15 protein-coding genes are annotated in these 16,452 nt (G+C 38.5%); 11 read left to right on the top strand and 4 right to left on the bottom strand.

The window, feature by feature from the left end:
- Positions 1-63 precede the first annotated feature (63 nt).
- From FG390_RS03935 to FG390_RS03925, 3 genes are all read left to right on the top strand, one after another.
- Complete coding sequence (locus FG390_RS03935) at positions 64-690, top strand: hypothetical protein (protein WP_141189735.1); 627 nt, start codon at positions 64-66, stop codon at positions 688-690.
- A 534-nt stretch (positions 691-1,224) separates the two neighbouring features.
- Complete coding sequence (locus FG390_RS03930) at positions 1,225-1,617, top strand: DoxX family protein (protein WP_141189734.1); 393 nt, start codon at positions 1,225-1,227, stop codon at positions 1,615-1,617.
- Positions 1,618-1,807: 190 nt separating this feature from the next.
- A complete protein-coding gene (locus FG390_RS03925; protein ID WP_258311563.1) occupies positions 1,808-3,775 on the top strand; it encodes a penicillin-binding transpeptidase domain-containing protein in 1,968 nt (655 codons plus the stop codon).
- A 224-nt stretch (positions 3,776-3,999) separates the two neighbouring features.
- Here the strand turns inward: FG390_RS03925 and FG390_RS03920 are convergent, their stop codons facing one another.
- Positions 4,000-5,406, bottom strand: a complete 1,407-nt coding sequence (locus FG390_RS03920) for an aminotransferase-like domain-containing protein (RefSeq protein ID WP_141189733.1) — start codon at positions 5,404-5,406, stop codon at positions 4,000-4,002.
- 133 nt (positions 5,407-5,539) lie between these two features.
- Here FG390_RS03920 and FG390_RS03915 point away from each other — a divergent pair, with 133 nt between their 5' ends.
- From FG390_RS03915 to FG390_RS03900, 4 genes are all read left to right on the top strand, one after another.
- Complete coding sequence (locus FG390_RS03915) at positions 5,540-6,451, top strand: DMT family transporter (RefSeq protein ID WP_141189732.1); 912 nt, start codon at positions 5,540-5,542, stop codon at positions 6,449-6,451.
- 594 nt (positions 6,452-7,045) lie between these two features.
- Positions 7,046-8,983: a fructose-1,6-bisphosphatase gene (locus FG390_RS03910; RefSeq protein ID WP_141189731.1), complete on the top strand. Its 1,938-nt coding sequence runs from the start codon at positions 7,046-7,048 to the stop codon at positions 8,981-8,983.
- 460 nt (positions 8,984-9,443) lie between these two features.
- Entirely contained in the window at positions 9,444-9,875 is a 432-nt protein-coding gene (locus FG390_RS03905) for an SRPBCC family protein (RefSeq protein WP_141189730.1), read from the top strand.
- On the top strand, positions 9,875-10,219 hold the full coding sequence (locus FG390_RS03900; protein ID WP_141189729.1) for an ArsR/SmtB family transcription factor: 345 nt from the start codon (positions 9,875-9,877) through the stop codon (positions 10,217-10,219). The genes FG390_RS03905 and FG390_RS03900 overlap by 1 nt, the downstream gene beginning before the upstream one ends.
- A gap of 180 nt (positions 10,220-10,399) precedes the next feature.
- Here FG390_RS03900 and FG390_RS03895 read toward each other — a convergent pair whose 3' ends face one another.
- The gene (locus FG390_RS03895; protein WP_141189728.1) at positions 10,400-11,464 is read right to left on the bottom strand and encodes a DUF3900 domain-containing protein; all 1,065 of its coding nucleotides are present in this window, start codon (positions 11,462-11,464) and stop codon (positions 10,400-10,402) included.
- Between the two features lie 265 nt (positions 11,465-11,729).
- Between FG390_RS03895 and FG390_RS03890 the strand changes: the two genes are divergently transcribed.
- From FG390_RS03890 to FG390_RS03880, 3 genes are read left to right on the top strand one after another with little or no spacing between them, the layout of a single operon-like run.
- Positions 11,730-12,419 carry a TerC family protein gene (locus FG390_RS03890; RefSeq protein ID WP_141189727.1) on the top strand — a complete coding sequence of 230 codons (690 nt, stop codon included), beginning with the start codon at positions 11,730-11,732 and terminating at the stop codon, positions 12,417-12,419.
- A 38-nt stretch (positions 12,420-12,457) separates the two neighbouring features.
- On the top strand, positions 12,458-12,895 hold the full coding sequence (locus FG390_RS03885) for a DUF1499 domain-containing protein (RefSeq protein ID WP_181406366.1): 438 nt from the start codon (positions 12,458-12,460) through the stop codon (positions 12,893-12,895).
- A complete protein-coding gene (locus FG390_RS03880; protein WP_246092676.1) occupies positions 12,888-13,265 on the top strand; it encodes a DUF423 domain-containing protein in 378 nt (125 codons plus the stop codon). The genes FG390_RS03885 and FG390_RS03880 overlap by 8 nt, the downstream gene beginning before the upstream one ends.
- A gap of 50 nt (positions 13,266-13,315) precedes the next feature.
- Here the strand turns inward: FG390_RS03880 and gerQ are convergent, their stop codons facing one another.
- Both gerQ and FG390_RS03870 read right to left on the bottom strand, forming a co-directional pair.
- Positions 13,316-13,822, bottom strand: coding sequence for a spore coat protein GerQ (gene gerQ, locus FG390_RS03875; protein ID WP_181406365.1), 507 nt, complete (start codon positions 13,820-13,822; stop codon positions 13,316-13,318).
- A 312-nt stretch (positions 13,823-14,134) separates the two neighbouring features.
- Positions 14,135-14,557, bottom strand: a complete 423-nt coding sequence (locus FG390_RS03870) for a cell wall hydrolase (RefSeq protein WP_141189724.1) — start codon at positions 14,555-14,557, stop codon at positions 14,135-14,137.
- Between the two features lie 483 nt (positions 14,558-15,040).
- Between FG390_RS03870 and FG390_RS03865 the strand changes: the two genes are divergently transcribed.
- Positions 15,041-16,330, top strand: a complete 1,290-nt coding sequence (locus FG390_RS03865) for a methyl-accepting chemotaxis protein (protein WP_141189723.1) — start codon at positions 15,041-15,043, stop codon at positions 16,328-16,330.
- Positions 16,331-16,452: the final 122 nt, after the last annotated feature.

The raw sequence follows: 16,452 nt of genomic DNA, 5'->3' as shown, positions 1-16,452 counted from the left end.
ACATGTTTATAGATTCGTATATTTGCCTATATTGGATGAAAAAGGCTAATCTGAGGGATATCGATGAAAAATCAAAAATTATCAGCTCTTATTTCGATTATTGGTGCCCTTTTACTTGGACTCGCGACAGTCTTCCATCCTTTGTTAACGAATCCATGGGATGTTGGCTTTGCATTCAAAGAAGTGGCCGCGCATCATCATTGGATCTTAGATCATTGGTTATTTTTATTTGGTCTGTCCATATGGTTGCTTGGGTTAATTTTTTTTATGAAACATTCACCGATACAAGTAAACAGGATTCCCACATCTCTTTTTATCACATCTCTTGGTTTATGGTGTCTCATAGTTTCTGCCGAGATTGCTGTCCTACCCCAACATCTGAATAAAATCATCCATGGGCAGACGTCACTATATCCCCTGTGGGGAGCTCTATTTACTTGGGGACTATTTGCGGGATACTTAGCCATGATTCTGGTGTACGTTGGTCTTTTGATATGGGCCTGTTCATATCATGGTTATGTAAAACTAGTTGGAATAGGAGCTAGTCTATTAGGCTGTCTGGGTGCGCTACTCTCTTTATGGTTACCATCATGGTCCTTATATATTCAATTCTTAACCGCACCCTTACCTTATCTTTGGACACTATGGATAACGGGGCGGACGTTTTTTTCACACTTTAAGAAAGAATAAAAATTTAAGGTATAAGTGTGTGTTCAAAAAGGTGACAAACGAACAGGGTTACTGGCTAAGTACGCTGGCATCCTGCAAGAAACGCCAGTTAATTGCCCGTCCTAGGCGTCAGAAGGCTAAGAGCGGCGTCAGTTTTCTTTGGATCGGCAATCCTCGCGTTGTGGTAGCTTCAGGTGCCCGCCACAGGACGTGAGCGATTTTAGCCAGCGATCCTCTTGTATCCGCTACATGAGGACCGGAAAAACAAGCGGGCGCCAAGATTCGCAAGTTATCATTTGGTGACTTTTTGAACAACCTCTATAAAGTATAAGTTCAACTAGGCCTCTGTCTGCGCCTTACAGGCTGGCGGGTAGGCAAGTTTTCTTTAAAAATGGACAAGATGGAGTAATACGTCAATCAATAGAATGATGGTTAGAAATCGAGTGGTAACGGGAAGTTGTCCCACCTGTGTTTCTCGATACGAGGCGGTGATCTTCTCCCCAATAAGCAGCAAAAATAAAAGTTAATTTAGAAAAACAAGGAGGTAACTTAGTCATGGAGGACATCGGATTATTGCTTATCCGTTTAGTCATAGGTCTTACATTTGTCGGTCATGGAGCACAAAAATTATTCGGTTGGTTCGGCGGGGCTGGATTGACTGGTACAGGAGAATGGTTAGAATCGATTGGAATCAAACCTGGAGGTAAAATTTGGGCCATTGTAGCAGGTGTTTTTGAACTCGTTGGCGGTATTTTATTTTTAATTGGTTTTTGGGTTCCTGTTGGTGCGAGTTTGATAGGTCTCATTATGCTTGATGCCATTTTAACGGTACATGGACCGAATGGTTTTTGGGCGGTAAATAATGGATTTGAATATAATTTAGTCCTCATTGCGACCGTTGTAGGCATAGCGTTCACAGGACCTGGTGATTATGTTTTATTTAAATAATTAACATGGCACAAAAAGTCAGTTTCTAAGCTCCCATTCATAATGGGATAAGTGAGGTCCCGTCATTAACTTCCGAACAGGATGATATTGATTTGGAATAATGCCTTTTTTCAATTATACTAAATATAGGAATTTGACATAATTGGAGGGCTCTACAATTAAGATTAAGATCGGTTTTTTATTGAGTATCATGTTTGTTGTACTTGTTGGTTGTTCCAATGAACCTACGGCCAAGGATCGAATGAATGAATACGTAAGCAAGTGGAATAAAGAAAACTTTTCATCTATGTATGCACAACTATCAAATGACGCCAAAAAATCGGTCTCAAAGAAGACATTCGTTGATCGTTATAACAATATATATGAACAAGTGGGTACGACCAATTTAAAAGTGACGGTCGGAAAACAGTCTGAAAAAGATTCAGACAATAAAAAGACACAACATATCCCATACAAAGTCACAATGGATACAAAAGCGGGTAAGGTTTCCTTTAACGGACGAGCCACTCTTGTCAATGAAAAATCAAATGATCATGAGGACTGGAAAATTAATTGGAATCCTTCCTTTATTTTCTCTCAATTAAAAAAAGGACAGACCATTCAGGTTCTTACAACAGATGCGGTTCGAGGCAATATTTTAGATCGGAATGGAAATGCCCTCGCTATTACTGAGAGTGTTCCGGAAATAGGGATTGTACCTGGTCAGTTAGGCAAAGGCAAAGATAAGGTTCTAGACCAAACAGCGAAAAAATTAGATATGTCGAGAGATGAGATTGATAAACAACTTTCGGCTAGCTGGGTCACGGATGATTCATTTGTTCCAATTAAAAAAGTCAAACCCGACCAAATGGATCTCGTGAAGAAACTCACAAGCCAGAAAGGTATCAGTAAACGGGATGTGGATTCGCGTTTTTATCCGTACGGAGAAGCGGCGGCTCATGTCACAGGTTATATACGCCCTATAACAGCGGAAGATCTTAAGAAACCTGAAAATAAAAATTATAGTAGTACGGATTCTATCGGTGTCGCTGGACTCGAAAATGTTTACGAAAATCAATTGCGGGGTCAGACAGGGTGGACCATTTTAGTTCGTGAAACGAAAACGGTTATTGCGAAAAAAGACGTTAAAAATGGCAAAGATGTAAAGACCACCATTGATATTAATTTACAAAAAAAGATTTATAATCAGTTAAAAGGAGACTCAGGGGCCTCTGTTGCCCTCAACCCTAAAACTGGTGAAGCTCTTGCTCTTGTTAGTTCGCCATCCTACGATCCGAACGGTTTCGTTTTCGGATGGAATGATAAGACTTGGAAGAAATTAAATGATGATCCAAACCGACCATTTTCAGCGAAGTTTAATAAAATTTATGCACCAGGTTCGACAATCAAGCCGATAACAGCAGCAATTGGACTCGAAAATGGGAGTATAACGGTTGATGGAAAGAAAAAAATATCAGGTAAAGAATGGCAAAAAGATAAGAGTTGGGGAAATTATTCAGTCACTCGGGTATCCAGTCGTCTCTCTGAAGTTGATCTCAATAATGCCCTTATCACATCTGATAACATTTACTTTGCCCAAACGGCGCTCGATACGGGAGCCAATAAATTTATTCAGGGTCTTAAACAATTTGGTTTTGCTGAAAAAGTCCCATTTGAATTTCCAACACAGGAATCTTCCATTTCAAATGATGGGAAAATCGACTCGGATATACTGCTTGCAGACTCTGGATACGGTCAAGGTCAAATTGAAATGTCACCATTACATCTAGCTGTAAGCTACACACCTTTAATAAATAATGGAAATCTCGTCAAGCCAAAATTAATTAAGGATGACGAAACAACGCCGTCCTTCTGGCATAGACAAGTCATGTCTCAAAGTGAAGCTGATGCAATCACAAAAGGATTAAAAGGTGTCATCGAATCGCCAAATGGTTCAGCCCATGATCCCGTCGTTAAGGGCATCACAGTGGCAGGAAAGACAGGAACGGCTGAATTAAAAAAATCAAAAGAAGATAAAAAAGGGACAGAGAATGGCTGGTTTGTCGGTTTTGATTACAAAAACCAAAACTTGCTCATCAGTATGATGATCCAAGATGTGAAGGATCGTCATGGAAGTCACTATGTTGCAGGTAAAGCTAAACCTCTTTTTAAAAAATAATATGTCATCATGCACCGGGCAGCTCACGCCCGGTGCATTTTTAAGATGCACCGCTTCGAAGGAGAATTGCGCCACTTCGGAGGAGAATTGCACCGCCTCGAAGGAGAATTGCGCCTCTGGCCAAATTTGCACACGTTTGTTCTCAGATTGCACGAGTTCGCCCACTGATTGCACGACCTGAAGGCAGACAATTACCACCAAAGTATTCACTTCTCAACTAGAACTCAGCCCATCCCTTCAGCTATACGAATCAAACGTTTCATTCCCTCATGAATCTGCCCTTCGTTGTTATATGAGTAACTTAATCTTAGATAATGGTTCATCTCATTTTTAGGATCACAGACGCTTCCGGGTACAAAAGAAATAGAGGCATCTAGACAGTCCTTTAACAACTTTTCAATTGAAATGGAGGAAGGACATTCCACCCATAAGTTGAGACCACCGTTCGGGCTAACCCAATTCCATGATGTTTTTCTTAACTCAAATTCCATTGTTTCTTTTCTAATTTGCAAAGCAATACGTAATTTTTCAATGTGCTGCCGCATGCGTTCAGATTGAAAATAATGAAGGAATATTTTCTGTGTCAATAAAGGACTTCCATTGTCGATCAGCGACTTGATCGTTAATAAATCTTTTTTAATAATTGGGTGGCATGTTATGGCGGCAATCCGCAGTCCAGGCGCGATATATTTACTAAAGCCACGAATGTAGATGACAAAACCATCCGTATCATATTTAAAAATTGGATGAGGAGGAGGTTCATCAAAATACATATCATAAAACGAATCATCTTCTACAATGAAACATTGGTAGTCTCTAGCTAAATCAACAAGCTGTTTTCGTTGTTCGTCAGGAATCGTGTATCCCGTCGGATTGTGAAAGGTTGGGTTACAATAAAATAACTTTGGTTTGTACTCTTTCATATAAGATTCAATCTGCGAAAGATCATATCCAGATTGAAAAATGTCTACCGGAATGATCGAAGCCCCTTGTTGTCTAAAGGCTCCCATGGCCGCACCATAACACGGTCTTTCCATCAAGATAACGTCCTTTGGTGAAATAAAGGCTTCAGCGATTAAATGAATGGCTTGCTGAGCACCTGAAGTAATCAGAATTTGTTCAGGATTAACCATGAGTGACTGCTTTTCATGAAAGAACTGGGCTAAATACATACGAAGCTCACGGTCTCCCTCAAGTGGGGCATACGTACTTAAAACTTTTGGATATTTATCAAATATATCTTTTACATATTTAGAAAAAAATTGATTTGGCAATAGAGCTGGATCAATTAATGCTTTCGAAAATTGAAACGTGACATCGGCTTGATGTATTTCTGATAAATGGTTTTTTTGAACTAAAGAGTGGACAATGGGATTTGAATGATCGGTGAAATGATGTTGACTTTGGCTCCCCACATAATATCCAGATTTGTCTTTGACATAGACCCAGTCATCGTTCATTAATAATTGGTAAGCCTTTAACACCGTTAAACGATGAATGCTTCTCTCACGTGCTAGCGTCCGAACAGAAGGAAGTTTGTCTCCCGGCTTCCATTCTGCGGATTGGATTCGGCTGAGAATATCTTGATAAACTTGCTGATAGAGTGGAAGAGTTTGTTTAACGATCGCCATCAGAAATCACCGCCCTTTTTAAAGTATCTATCCCTTTTTTCATTCTAACATAGTCGATTCCATCTGTTCTATAGAATAAAAACTGTTCTATGTGCCTCCTTTTATAATGTTTAAAAAAGGAGGGGCTTAAGCAATGGTCATCATCAATTACACTATTATGTGTATGATATTTGGAACAACTTTTTTAGCTATTAAAATAGGAGTCGATTCGGGGGCACCGCCATTTTTTTCTGCTGGTGTTCGGTTCTTTGTCGCAGGATTCATGATTCTGTTATGGATGAAAAGTAAAAAACAAGTCTCGTTTTCATTATTGTTAAAAAAAGAAATGTTTTTAACCGGGATGGGGCTGACATTTTCTGTATTTGCGGCATCCTACTGGGCAGAACAATATGTCGCTTCCGGCATTGTTGCTGTTTTGTCTGCGATGGCACCTATTCTCATCATTTTGGTACAAACAATGATATTAAAAGAGACGGTATCGGTATTATCTAAGATAGGCTGCGGTACAGCTTTTGTAGGTGTTTTGGTCCTCTTATGGCCAAACATTTCTTCAAATGCGTCGGTGTATTGGTTTATGGGTTGTATAGCTGTTTTGATTTCGCAAATATTTTTTGCATCAGCCACCCTCTACAGTAAAAAAGTGATGAAAGTATTGGAGGGAACATCGTCTGTCGCGATGAATGGAGCACAGATGATGCACGGGAGTTTCATGTTATTAATCTTGTCTTTTTTAACAGAAGATCATCAATTCCTTTTATTTCAACATAGTCATGCCGTCATGGCTCTTTTATATCTGATCATTCTTGGCTCAATGATCGCTCATTCGCTTTATTACTGGCTAGTGATGAATACCAATCCCTTATTTCCATCCACATGGCTATATATTTCGCCATTTCTTGCTTTGTTTGTGGGAGCTATGATCTACCGTGAACAAGTATCATGGATCTCAATCGTAGGTGGGGGGATCATTATTTGTGGTGTTGCCCTAGCTAACTTTAAAATAATCAAACAGCTCATTATGAAGCCGAAGTTAGAGAGAGCTTAAAACAGAACCCCCCATCCCAATGATTTAGGTATTGAAGGGAAGGGGGGCTTATTTAAGAGATTATTCAAGAAATCTCCCTATTATAATCGTGTTATAGTCTTAAATTTTCATCTCTTTCTGCTTTCTATAAAATCATCCGCATTTCGACACATGATGAATGACTTTATTAGTCTACCACAACCATGACCAAGCGGCAGAAACCAGTCTAACCCTCTCTTCCAACGTCTCCCATACTATATATGCATCTTTAAAATGAACCAAATAGCAGGAGTTTTCCGTCTATGAATAGTATAATAATATAAGAGGTTGTTCAAATAGTCACCAAATGATAAGCTGCGAATCTCGGCGTTGGCTTGTTTTTCCAGTCCTCATGTAGCAAAAACCTACATTCCGGTCCTCAAAACAGCGCCGCCTTGATCTTCCGACGCCAAGGACGGGCTAGTACTGGCGTTCTGGCAGGATGCCAGCGTACTTAGCCAGTAACCCTTTTCATTTGTCGCCTTTTTGAACACGCAATATAAGGAAGTTTCATCTTTTGAGATCTCCTACAATCTTTATTGCAATATTTAATTCGTTCAATATGAGGGGATGCAGATGGATACAAAGTATTTAGATTTACTCGCTGAGAAATATGATTGCGAAGAAAAAGTAGTCACCGAGATTATCAATCTAGAAGCTATCTTAAACTTACCGAAAGGAACGGAGCACTTTGTCAGTGACTTGCATGGAGAGTATAGAGCGTTTCAACATGTTTTAAGGAACGGATCTGGAAATGTTAAAGAAAAAATCAAAGACCTTTTTAAAGAGGAACTTTCAAGTAAAGAGGTCGACGAGTTTGCGACACTCGTTTATTATCCTGAAGATAAGATATTACTTATGAAAAACTTGTTTGAAGATCCTCAGAGCCTCAACCATTGGTATGCAAAAACCATTGAATGCATGATTAAATTAGTTTCATTTGCAGCATCGAAATACACACGCTCCAAAGTACGTAAAGCATTGCCCGAACAATTTGTCTATATTATAGAAGAACTGTTATACAAAACGGATGAATTCACGGATAAAAAAAGCTACTACACAAAAATTATTCAACGTATTATGTCTCTCGGTCAAGCAGATAAACTGATTACAGGACTCGCCTACACCATTCAGAGATTGGTCGTTGATCATCTGCATGTTGTGGGGGATATCTACGACCGTGGTCCTGATCCAGCCAGAATCATGAATACATTAATGGGGTACCACTCCGTTGACATTCAATGGGGGAATCATGATATCTTATGGATCGGTGCGTATGCGGGTTCAAAAGTGTGCCTAGCCAATATTATCCGGATCTGTGCGAGGTATGACAATTTAGACATTATTGAAGATGTTTATGGTATAAATTTAAGACCACTTCTCAATCTAGCGGAGAAATATTACGGTGATAATCCGGCTTTCAGGCCAAAATTGAGTTCCAGTGACAAAGATATTTCCGAAGATGAAATTTTACAAATTACAAAAATTCATCAAGCGATCTCGATCATTCAATTTAAGTTAGAAATGCCAATCATACAGAGGCGTCCGGATTTTGAAATGAACCATAGATTATTGCTTAACAACATTGATTACGATCAAATGACGATCAGGCTCCATGGTGAAACCTATCCATTACAAAATACATGCTTTGCGACAATTAACCCAGAACATCCTGAGCAGCTTTTAAAAGAAGAAGAGCAAGTGATTGAAAAATTATTGTTTGCGATTCAGCATTCAGAAAAACTTTCGAGACATATGAATTTTCTCATAAGAAAAGGGAGTCTTTATTTAAAATATAATGGAAATCTGCTCATACATGGGTGCATCCCTTTAAATGAAGATGGCACGATGAAGAATATGACGATAGAAGGAAAAGAATACTCTGGGAAAAACTTACTTGATACATTTGAACACTACTTACGCTATAGCTTTGCGCACCCAGAGGAAACAGATGATCTTGCAACCGACATGATTTGGTATTTATGGACAGGTGAAAATTCGTCGCTTTTTGGCAAAAAGGATATGACGACATTTGAAAGATATTTTATTAAAGAAAAAGAAACACACATTGAGCATAAAAACCCATATTATCACTTGCGTGAACAAGAAGATACATGTAAGAAAATCTTGGAAGAATTTGATTTAGATCCTGATCAAGGGCACATTATCAATGGCCACACGCCAGTTGAAGAAATAAATGGAGAAAATCCAATTAAGGCTAACGGTAAAATGATCGTGATCGATGGGGGGTTCTCAAAAGCCTATCAACCGAAAACAGGCATCGCTGGTTATACATTATTATACAATTCATATGGTATGCAGCTTGTCGCCCATAAACCATTTACATCAAAAGAAGATGTTCTTAAAAACGGCGCGGATATTTTATCTGTAAAAAGGCTCGTCGACAGAGAGCTTAGACGAAAGAAAATATTAGAAACCAATGTCGGAAAGAAATTACTTGAACAAATATCTGTGTTAAATGATCTTTTAGAATATAAATATATGAAATATTGAACTAAAAGAGGATGTTCAAAAAGTCACCAAATGATAAGCTACGAATCTCGGCGTTGGCTTGTTTTTCCGGTCCTCATGTAGCAAAAACCTACATTCCGGTCCTCAAAACAGCGCCGCCTTGATCTTCTTGCTTCTAATTTGTCGCCTTTTTGAACACGCACTAAAATAGCCGCGGTTGATATTCTTATCACCACGGTTTTTTTGCACTTTAAGAAGTATAAAAATTTAAAGTATAAGCGCAACTTGCATCATCTTCTTCGATTAAGCATCGAGTTGCCTATAAGGCGAAGCCGTAGTGACACATTCTAAGCCTCTTTTCTAGCGCCTTATAGGCTAGCCAATCGGCAAGTTTTCTTTTCTTTTTGATCACTTCCTCCTATTTGACATGAAACCAAATAGTGTTATATAATCTAAAGCACAACCAAAAGGTTTTACATTTCATATAAAAGGAGAGATAATTTTGGATAAGAATCATCAAGCACAGATTCCAGATATCAAACAAACCGTTCTAATCGATGCACCGATCCAAAAAGTTTGGGACTACGCTGCTACTTCAGAAGGTATTGAAACATGGTTCATGCCGAATGATTTTCAGCCGGAGATCGGATATGAATTTCATTTACAAACACCGTTTGGACCTTCGCCGTGTAAAGTCTTAGAATTTGATCCTCCCAACAAACTGTCATTTACCTGGGATCTTGACGGGTGGGTTGTATCTTTTTTGTTAAAGGAATTGGATGGAAAGACAGAATTCACCCTTATCCACGGAGGATGGAAGCATCCTAATGACATTCTGCCGAAAGCGAACGAGAAAAGCTCCGTTATTCGTGACAGAATGAATCACGGCTGGGCGAAAATGGTTGAAAGCCTTCGAAAGGTTGTTGAAAAGTAATGGCGCAATCAGCAAAAAAGCATGATGTCTTTCAAGCAATTGCTGATCCCACACGGAGAGACGTATTAAAATTACTTTCTAAAAAAGAATTGCCGATATCAGAAATAACGGCCCATTTCCCAATGACTCGTACGGCCATTGCCAAGCATCTTGTTATTTTATCTGAAGCAAATCTTGTCAGTGGACGAAAGGTCGGGAGGGAAAAACGCTACCGCCTTCATCCAGAACCATTAACAGAATTAAAGGAATGGCTCGCGTATTATGAACAATTCTGGACGAACAAGTTATCGATTCTTAAGTATGTTGTTGAAAATAATAAAGATACACAGGATGATGACAAATAAATCCCTTCTTTTGTACTGGACCCCGAAAATGAGAGTGAAACTCTAACTTTTGGGAATTTTTTTAGAATTAATTCTTTAAAGCCACGTACCACTCCACTGACAATAATGCGTTTTCTTTTTTTTAAGTATTTTTTAAGATGAAAGAGGAGTGTGGGATAACGAATCTCTATAAGTTAACTGTCAGAAACCTTTCTTCCCAATCCTCTCAACTAAGCGATGCAAATCATCTGGCTTATGAAATTCTATAGGTGAAAATCCTTTTTCAAACTGGATGGATTCTGCTTCTACAACGAGGACATACCGTCCATTCACTTTCGCAAGATGCAGGTTTTCGCCAAAATCAGCGAGCAGGCCTTTGACGGTTGTATTTCCAACTTTCATTTGTAATTCAGCATCAGGTGTATGTTCAACGATTTGAGCAGTGGCTTCAACAACTTGTTCCGTTGTGAGCCTTTCTTGAATATCACGTTTTTCACTTGATTCCCATATTTCCATCGCTTCTTCAAATGCTTGACGCTCTGGGCTTTCCTCGGGCAGTTCCTCATGGAAATGCTCCTGTACCATTGTTTTGACTTGTTCCTTCATGATCATTGGCATGGATTCTTCATAATCCACGAATTTTAAAAAGTCTTCGAAATAACGAGCATGGGAAGCTTGATGGATCTTAATTTCAGTTTCCTCAATCATGCTCTCCTCAGGCATGTAGGGATATTGGATCGATTTCATATTCTTTGTTGTAATCGCCATTTCAACTTTATGAATAAGCGAGGCTTCGTCTGTTATGGAAGCGACTTTGGGTTCAAAATCGCATTTCATAATAAAGAGAAACCGGTCATCAAAATATTTTCTTGGAACGGCTGTTGCTACTAGGAAGGCACCGCCTCGAACGGCACTGGTATCCAAATAAAGTCGTATAAGGTCCTCGCTCTGGGTTTTAAACTCTTCTTTCGTGTTCGCTATGAGTGTTCGATGAAATAAATTATAGTTTGGGTTTGAGGTTAGCTCATGACCCGGCTCTACAATAAAATAACCGAGCTTAGTTGACACTTGATCTGATTTTGGATGCTTGTCCACTTTTCGTTTCACAATTTTTGCAAGTATACCATCTAAAAAGTCTTTAAGACGACTTGTTTCATAGTCATCTCGATCCAGAGTTTGAAAGTGTTTAAAGCTTTTATTAAGTTGATCTTCTTTACCGTTGACTTGTATCACAAAAAACGATAAAAAATCGATTTGGAAATCCATATGGTCACCTTTTTCTCTCATGATCTGTCTAATAGCAGACCTCAAGCGATGTAATAAAGCTGCGGTCTCTGACTGTAACTTTAATTATACCTAATTTTTTAAGTTGAGTGGGTTTGATCTTCTTTGAACCCCCTTATCCTTAAAAGATGGTGTTGGTGTAGGATAAATCTTCATATCCACCCACGCATAACCATTGAGTAGAAGGGTAAATGAAGGTATACTTTATATATGACCTTATGAAGATATACTGGAGATGTAAAATATAATGACTTTTTTAATTGGATTATTAAGTATTATTATTATTGATATAGTGCTAAGCGGAGATAATGCCGTTGTTATCGCCCTTGCTTGTCGAAACTTACCTAAAGAAAAGCAGCGGCCGGCCATATTATTAGGAAGTGGCGGAGCGATACTGCTAAGAATTATTCTCACGTTTATCGCTTTCTGGCTTCTTGAACTCCCATTGTTAAATATGATTGGAGGCATTCTATTACTCTATATTGCGATTCATTTATTAACGAGTAATGAAGATCCAGACTTAAAAAGTAGTTCAACCTTATTTGGTGCTGTCCGCACCATTATTATTGCTGATTTTGTCATGAGCCTAGATAATGTTGTGGCCATCGCTGGAGCTGCACATGGTAATGTCTTTCTCATCATTATTGGTTTAGCGATAAGTATGCCTCTTATTATTTGGGGAAGTCAGTTATTAATGAAGTTAATGGAAAGGTTCTCTATCATTGTGACCATTGGTGCGGCTATATTAGGCTATACTGCTGGTGAAATGATCTTTAAAGACCAATTAATTGATCAATGGTTCCAAACAGACTTAATAAATAAAGGGATAGCTGTTTTGTTTGCCCTTTTAGTTGTCTTCGCTGGCTATCTTATCAATAACAATAAGAAGAAAAATAAAAAACAACACTTAAATAAACATCAAACGATGAGTAGATAATGAATAAACAGGTTTATACCAAAAGCGGAGATGATAAGATGACAGAAAACGCACACGTTGATTTAGGAGTAAGGAATGGACAACTTTTACCATGCTCGAAATGGCCTAATGGAGTATCAACGGAACATAATGACCCAAACCGGCGAATGGTGCCGTTATCTTACAAGGGAGTGTCAATGGATACGGCAAAGAGCTATTTACAAGAAGTTTTATCGACCATTCCTAAGACAGCAATAAAAGTCAATGATGATCATTACGTACACGTTGAATATAAAACACCCATTCTAAATCTTCCTCATGATGCGGAATTTTATTTTGATGAAGATAAAAAAAATCTTCAATTCCGATCGATTTCACGAATTGGAATTGCAGATTTTGGTATGAATAAAAGATGGCTGCAAGCCGTTTATTCAAGATTACTAAAAAAACTGACAATGCATCAAGAGAACCAAAAGGATGGTGGTTCGGTTGGGTAAATGGTTTATTATATTGGGCGCAATTTTTTCATTTTTATCAGTAGCATTTGGGGCATTTGGGGCTCATATATTAAAAGAAAAACTATCTGAACATGCTCTATCAATTTTCCAAACGGGTGTGCAATATCAAATGATGCATGCCCTTGGTCTTATTCTTATAGGAATTTTAGCAAGTAAAGTCATTTCTGGTCCATCTCAGTCCCTTCATTGGGCGGGCATATTAATGGCTTTAGGCATTGTCGTGTTTTCAGGAAGTTTATACCTACTGAGTACGACGGGGATCGGTATTCTCGGGGCGATTACACCAATCGGTGGCGTCTTATTTTTAATTAGCTGGTTCCTTGTTATCCTTGCTTTTTTACGTGCATAAGAAGCTCTTCTAAAAGTGTTAAAAAAAAGCCTTCAGAATTTTTCTGAAGGCTATTCTCTTGTTGTCTGCTGAGGAGCGAACGGATAGGAGTAACTAATAGGTCCTTCAAATGTAATGTAATTCACAAATACCATAGGAATGATATAGCGAGTGCCAGTTGGCGATTCACTCACGATAACATGGTCACGTCCAGCGGCTTCAAGTTCTCCTCTGAAAATTTTTGCATTCCATTGAGTATTATTTTCAAATGTAGCATAGACAGTAACAGGCTTATCTAAATTTAGTCGAAGAATATTTTCAATATACGATTGTTCAAATAACGGTAATTGAGGGGATGTTGGCGGCGTTGTCGTAAAGGATGGAAACGGAAAAGCTGGTTGTTGCTGTGCTGGAGGCATGATACTTGATTGTCCTGGGAAAATGGTTGTCGGAGATCCAGTTATTTGTGGCTGCACGCCTTGTTGCATACCCTGTTGCATACCCTGCTGCATACCTTGTTGCGGTATACCCGATGTCTGACGTTGCTGATCTTCTGGAAAAGATGAATAATAACTCATATCATTTCACTCCTTTTATTAGTGCGTGTTCAAAAAGGTGACAAATTAGAAGCAAGAAGATCAAGGCGGCGCCGTTTTGAGGACCGGAATGTAGGTTTTTACTACATGAGGACCGGAAAAACAAGCCAACGCCGAGATTCGTAGCTTATCATTTGGTGACTTTTTGAACAACCTCTATTAGGTTGATGTACCAGTGATAAAATGTAAAATGAGTAAGATTGTCTAAATCAAGTGCTCTATTCTACTAATTATTAACAGTACGTTTTTATAAGCTAGTAAAATGTTTTCACTGCACTGACTCAACTAGTCTATTTAAAATACTCTAGGACAATCAGCCGCGGATGGTTGATAGAAACAATGGGCTTTAAATCTACCCGAGTTCCATTGATTGTACCACTGAGCTGGACATGAAGCAGGTGGTTGAAAAAACCACAATGAATTTGAAGCAGGATGAAATCTAGCACCATTTAAGACTCTTCTTGCCAAACGTTTATCTTGTTCCCTAGCGGCTTGATAGAAGTATCCTTTTTGTGTTGCTTCAAATCCACCAGGGCTTTGGAAGACCATTTGCCTTATGTTTCGAACATTTCTGAAATCCAAACAATTACCTAGTACACGGTTAACACCAACATTTCCAACCATTGACATGCCCAGTAATCCATCACCTTCAGCTTCCGCCCGCATGAGCCTTGCTAATAAGGAAACATCGTTTTCAGTATGTTGAATAACTGCCATTCGTTCACCCCCAGTTATGGACCGCACTCTAACACCTAATTTATGAAGAGGTCGATAAATTCATGACAAATAAAATATGTCATAACTCTATTTTCATTTCATTATATAAAGATATTGTCATAAGGTGCTTGTAAATTTAATAACGAAATAGGTTTTAACCCGCTTAGGCAGTCAGGCAATGGCTAATTAAATATGTGGGGCTGACGGCTTATAGAGGGACAAAAGACCTGGGTGCGGTTTTTCTCACACTTTAAAAAAGTATAAGTACAACTAGCTTAATCTTCTTCGATTAAGCATCGAATTGCCAAGAAGGCGAAGTCGTAGGGACACATTCTAGGCCTCTGTCTGCGCCTTATAGGCTTACCAATCAAAAGTATTTAGTGTTTATCATGTTTATAGTATAATAGTTGTGACATTGGTTAAATTTGAAAATTCCCAATCACTAAGCAACTCGGAAATTCTAAAAGATTGAAGGGATAGTATATGAATCATTTTGTAGGGCTAACGAAAAAGCTTGTTTTTGGTATGACGCTTGTCGCCATCATTACGTATGGAATCAGTAGTTTTTTTATTTTTTATCTATCACATCTTGTAGATTCATGGATACCTGAAAGGTGGTTCAATATCCTAACGATTTGTCTAGGAATCTTATGGTCAGGTATTTTAGGCTTTTTTGCAGCAAATTATATAACAAAAGCTTTGCGTGATATTGAAAAATCAGTGCGTCAAGTTGCCGGTGGTCGTTTAGATGTGAATATGCCAGACATACATACTCATGATGAGTTAGAAGAATTAAGCAACTGTTTAAAGGTTATGGTTGAACGTTTAAATGAAACCGTTTACACCATTCAAAATCATACGGAAGTCACAACTAAGCGAATTAAACACCTTCATCAAGCATCGGATGAAGTGAACCGTCAAGTAACAAAAGTCGAGGAGACAATTACATCGATTTCAACAGGTGCACACTCTGAAACGGAGATGTCATTAGATGTATTAGACCGGATAGAAAAAGGGCTTGATATTTCAGAATCCATAAAGAAACAAGCGACTGTCTCTTCACAGTTCGCTATAACAACGGTTAATGACTTGGAACAAAGCGCCCAATCGGTGAATGACCTTATTGAAGGTGTTTATAAAATGGGACGTACGAATGAACATATGATGACGGTATCCAATCAATTACAGGTCCATATGAAAGAAATTAACAGTATTGTTGAGACGGTTAGTGAATTTGCGGAAAAAACACATATTCTAGCGATTAATGCAAACATCGAGGCCGCAAGAGCTGGAGATGCGGGAAAAGGATTTATTGTAGTAGCAGACGAAGTTCAAAACCTTGCGAATCAAAGTACAGATGCAGCAAATCAAATTCACAAAAGAATAAAAAATATCCAAGTGACCTTTGATCAAGCCCTAGCAAACCAACATGAACAATTACAAATGGGTAAAGAAGAAATTAAGAGAGCAAATCAGACGAACGAACAAATTAAAACGATGAAACATTCAGTCTATCAAGTTAGAGAGAGCATTGAAAACATTCTACAGAATGCTGATATTCAACATGGGTTTCTGTCGAACATCGTTTATGATGCGAAGAAAACGTTCGAGATTTCAAAACAGACGTCCGATATGGTAAAAGGCTTAAAGCAAAGTGCGGCTACTCAAACACAACATGTGTCACACATCATCGAAAGTATTGAAGATATCTCTAAAGGAATAGATTCATTGAATAATCAAGTCAATGTTTTAAAAGTAAAATCAGTAAGATAAAGCAAACCTTTTCGTTTTATCAAAAATTGAGGCAGTAGTCTTTGAATAATGATAGAAGCATTAGAAAAACCGAGCCTTATTGACTCGGTTTCAGATTGTCGACAAAAGGTATCGAGAGCATG

The organism is Terrilactibacillus laevilacticus (assembly GCF_006517395.1).
Taxonomy (GTDB): Bacteria; Bacillota; Bacilli; order Bacillales; family Sporolactobacillaceae; genus Terrilactibacillus; species Terrilactibacillus laevilacticus.
Note: the sequence above shows the minus strand (reverse complement) of the source record. Positions and strands in the feature narration are given on the sequence as shown.

Bases quoted from the DNA above. Each gene is read 5' to 3' on its own strand.
- FG390_RS03935 (WP_141189735.1), top strand. From the start codon at position 64: ATGAAAAATCAAAAATTATCAGCTCTTATTTCGATTATTGGTGCCCTT.
- FG390_RS03930 (WP_141189734.1), top strand. From the start codon at position 1,225: ATGGAGGACATCGGATTATTGCTTATCCGTTTAGTCATAGGTCTTACA.
- FG390_RS03925 (WP_258311563.1), top strand. From the start codon at position 1,808: ATGTTTGTTGTACTTGTTGGTTGTTCCAATGAACCTACGGCCAAGGAT.
- FG390_RS03920 (WP_141189733.1), bottom strand. From the start codon at position 5,406: ATGGCGATCGTTAAACAAACTCTTCCACTCTATCAGCAAGTTTATCAA.
- FG390_RS03915 (WP_141189732.1), top strand. From the start codon at position 5,540: ATGGTCATCATCAATTACACTATTATGTGTATGATATTTGGAACAACT.
- FG390_RS03910 (WP_141189731.1), top strand. From the start codon at position 7,046: ATGGATACAAAGTATTTAGATTTACTCGCTGAGAAATATGATTGCGAA.
- FG390_RS03900 (WP_141189729.1), top strand. From the start codon at position 9,875: ATGGCGCAATCAGCAAAAAAGCATGATGTCTTTCAAGCAATTGCTGAT.
- FG390_RS03895 (WP_141189728.1), bottom strand. From the start codon at position 11,464: ATGGATTTCCAAATCGATTTTTTATCGTTTTTTGTGATACAAGTCAAC.
- FG390_RS03890 (WP_141189727.1), top strand. From the start codon at position 11,730: ATGACTTTTTTAATTGGATTATTAAGTATTATTATTATTGATATAGTG.
- FG390_RS03885 (WP_181406366.1), top strand. From the start codon at position 12,458: ATGACAGAAAACGCACACGTTGATTTAGGAGTAAGGAATGGACAACTT.
- gerQ (WP_181406365.1), bottom strand. From the start codon at position 13,822: ATGAGTTATTATTCATCTTTTCCAGAAGATCAGCAACGTCAGACATCG.
- FG390_RS03870 (WP_141189724.1), bottom strand. From the start codon at position 14,557: ATGGCAGTTATTCAACATACTGAAAACGATGTTTCCTTATTAGCAAGG.
- FG390_RS03865 (WP_141189723.1), top strand. From the start codon at position 15,041: ATGAATCATTTTGTAGGGCTAACGAAAAAGCTTGTTTTTGGTATGACG.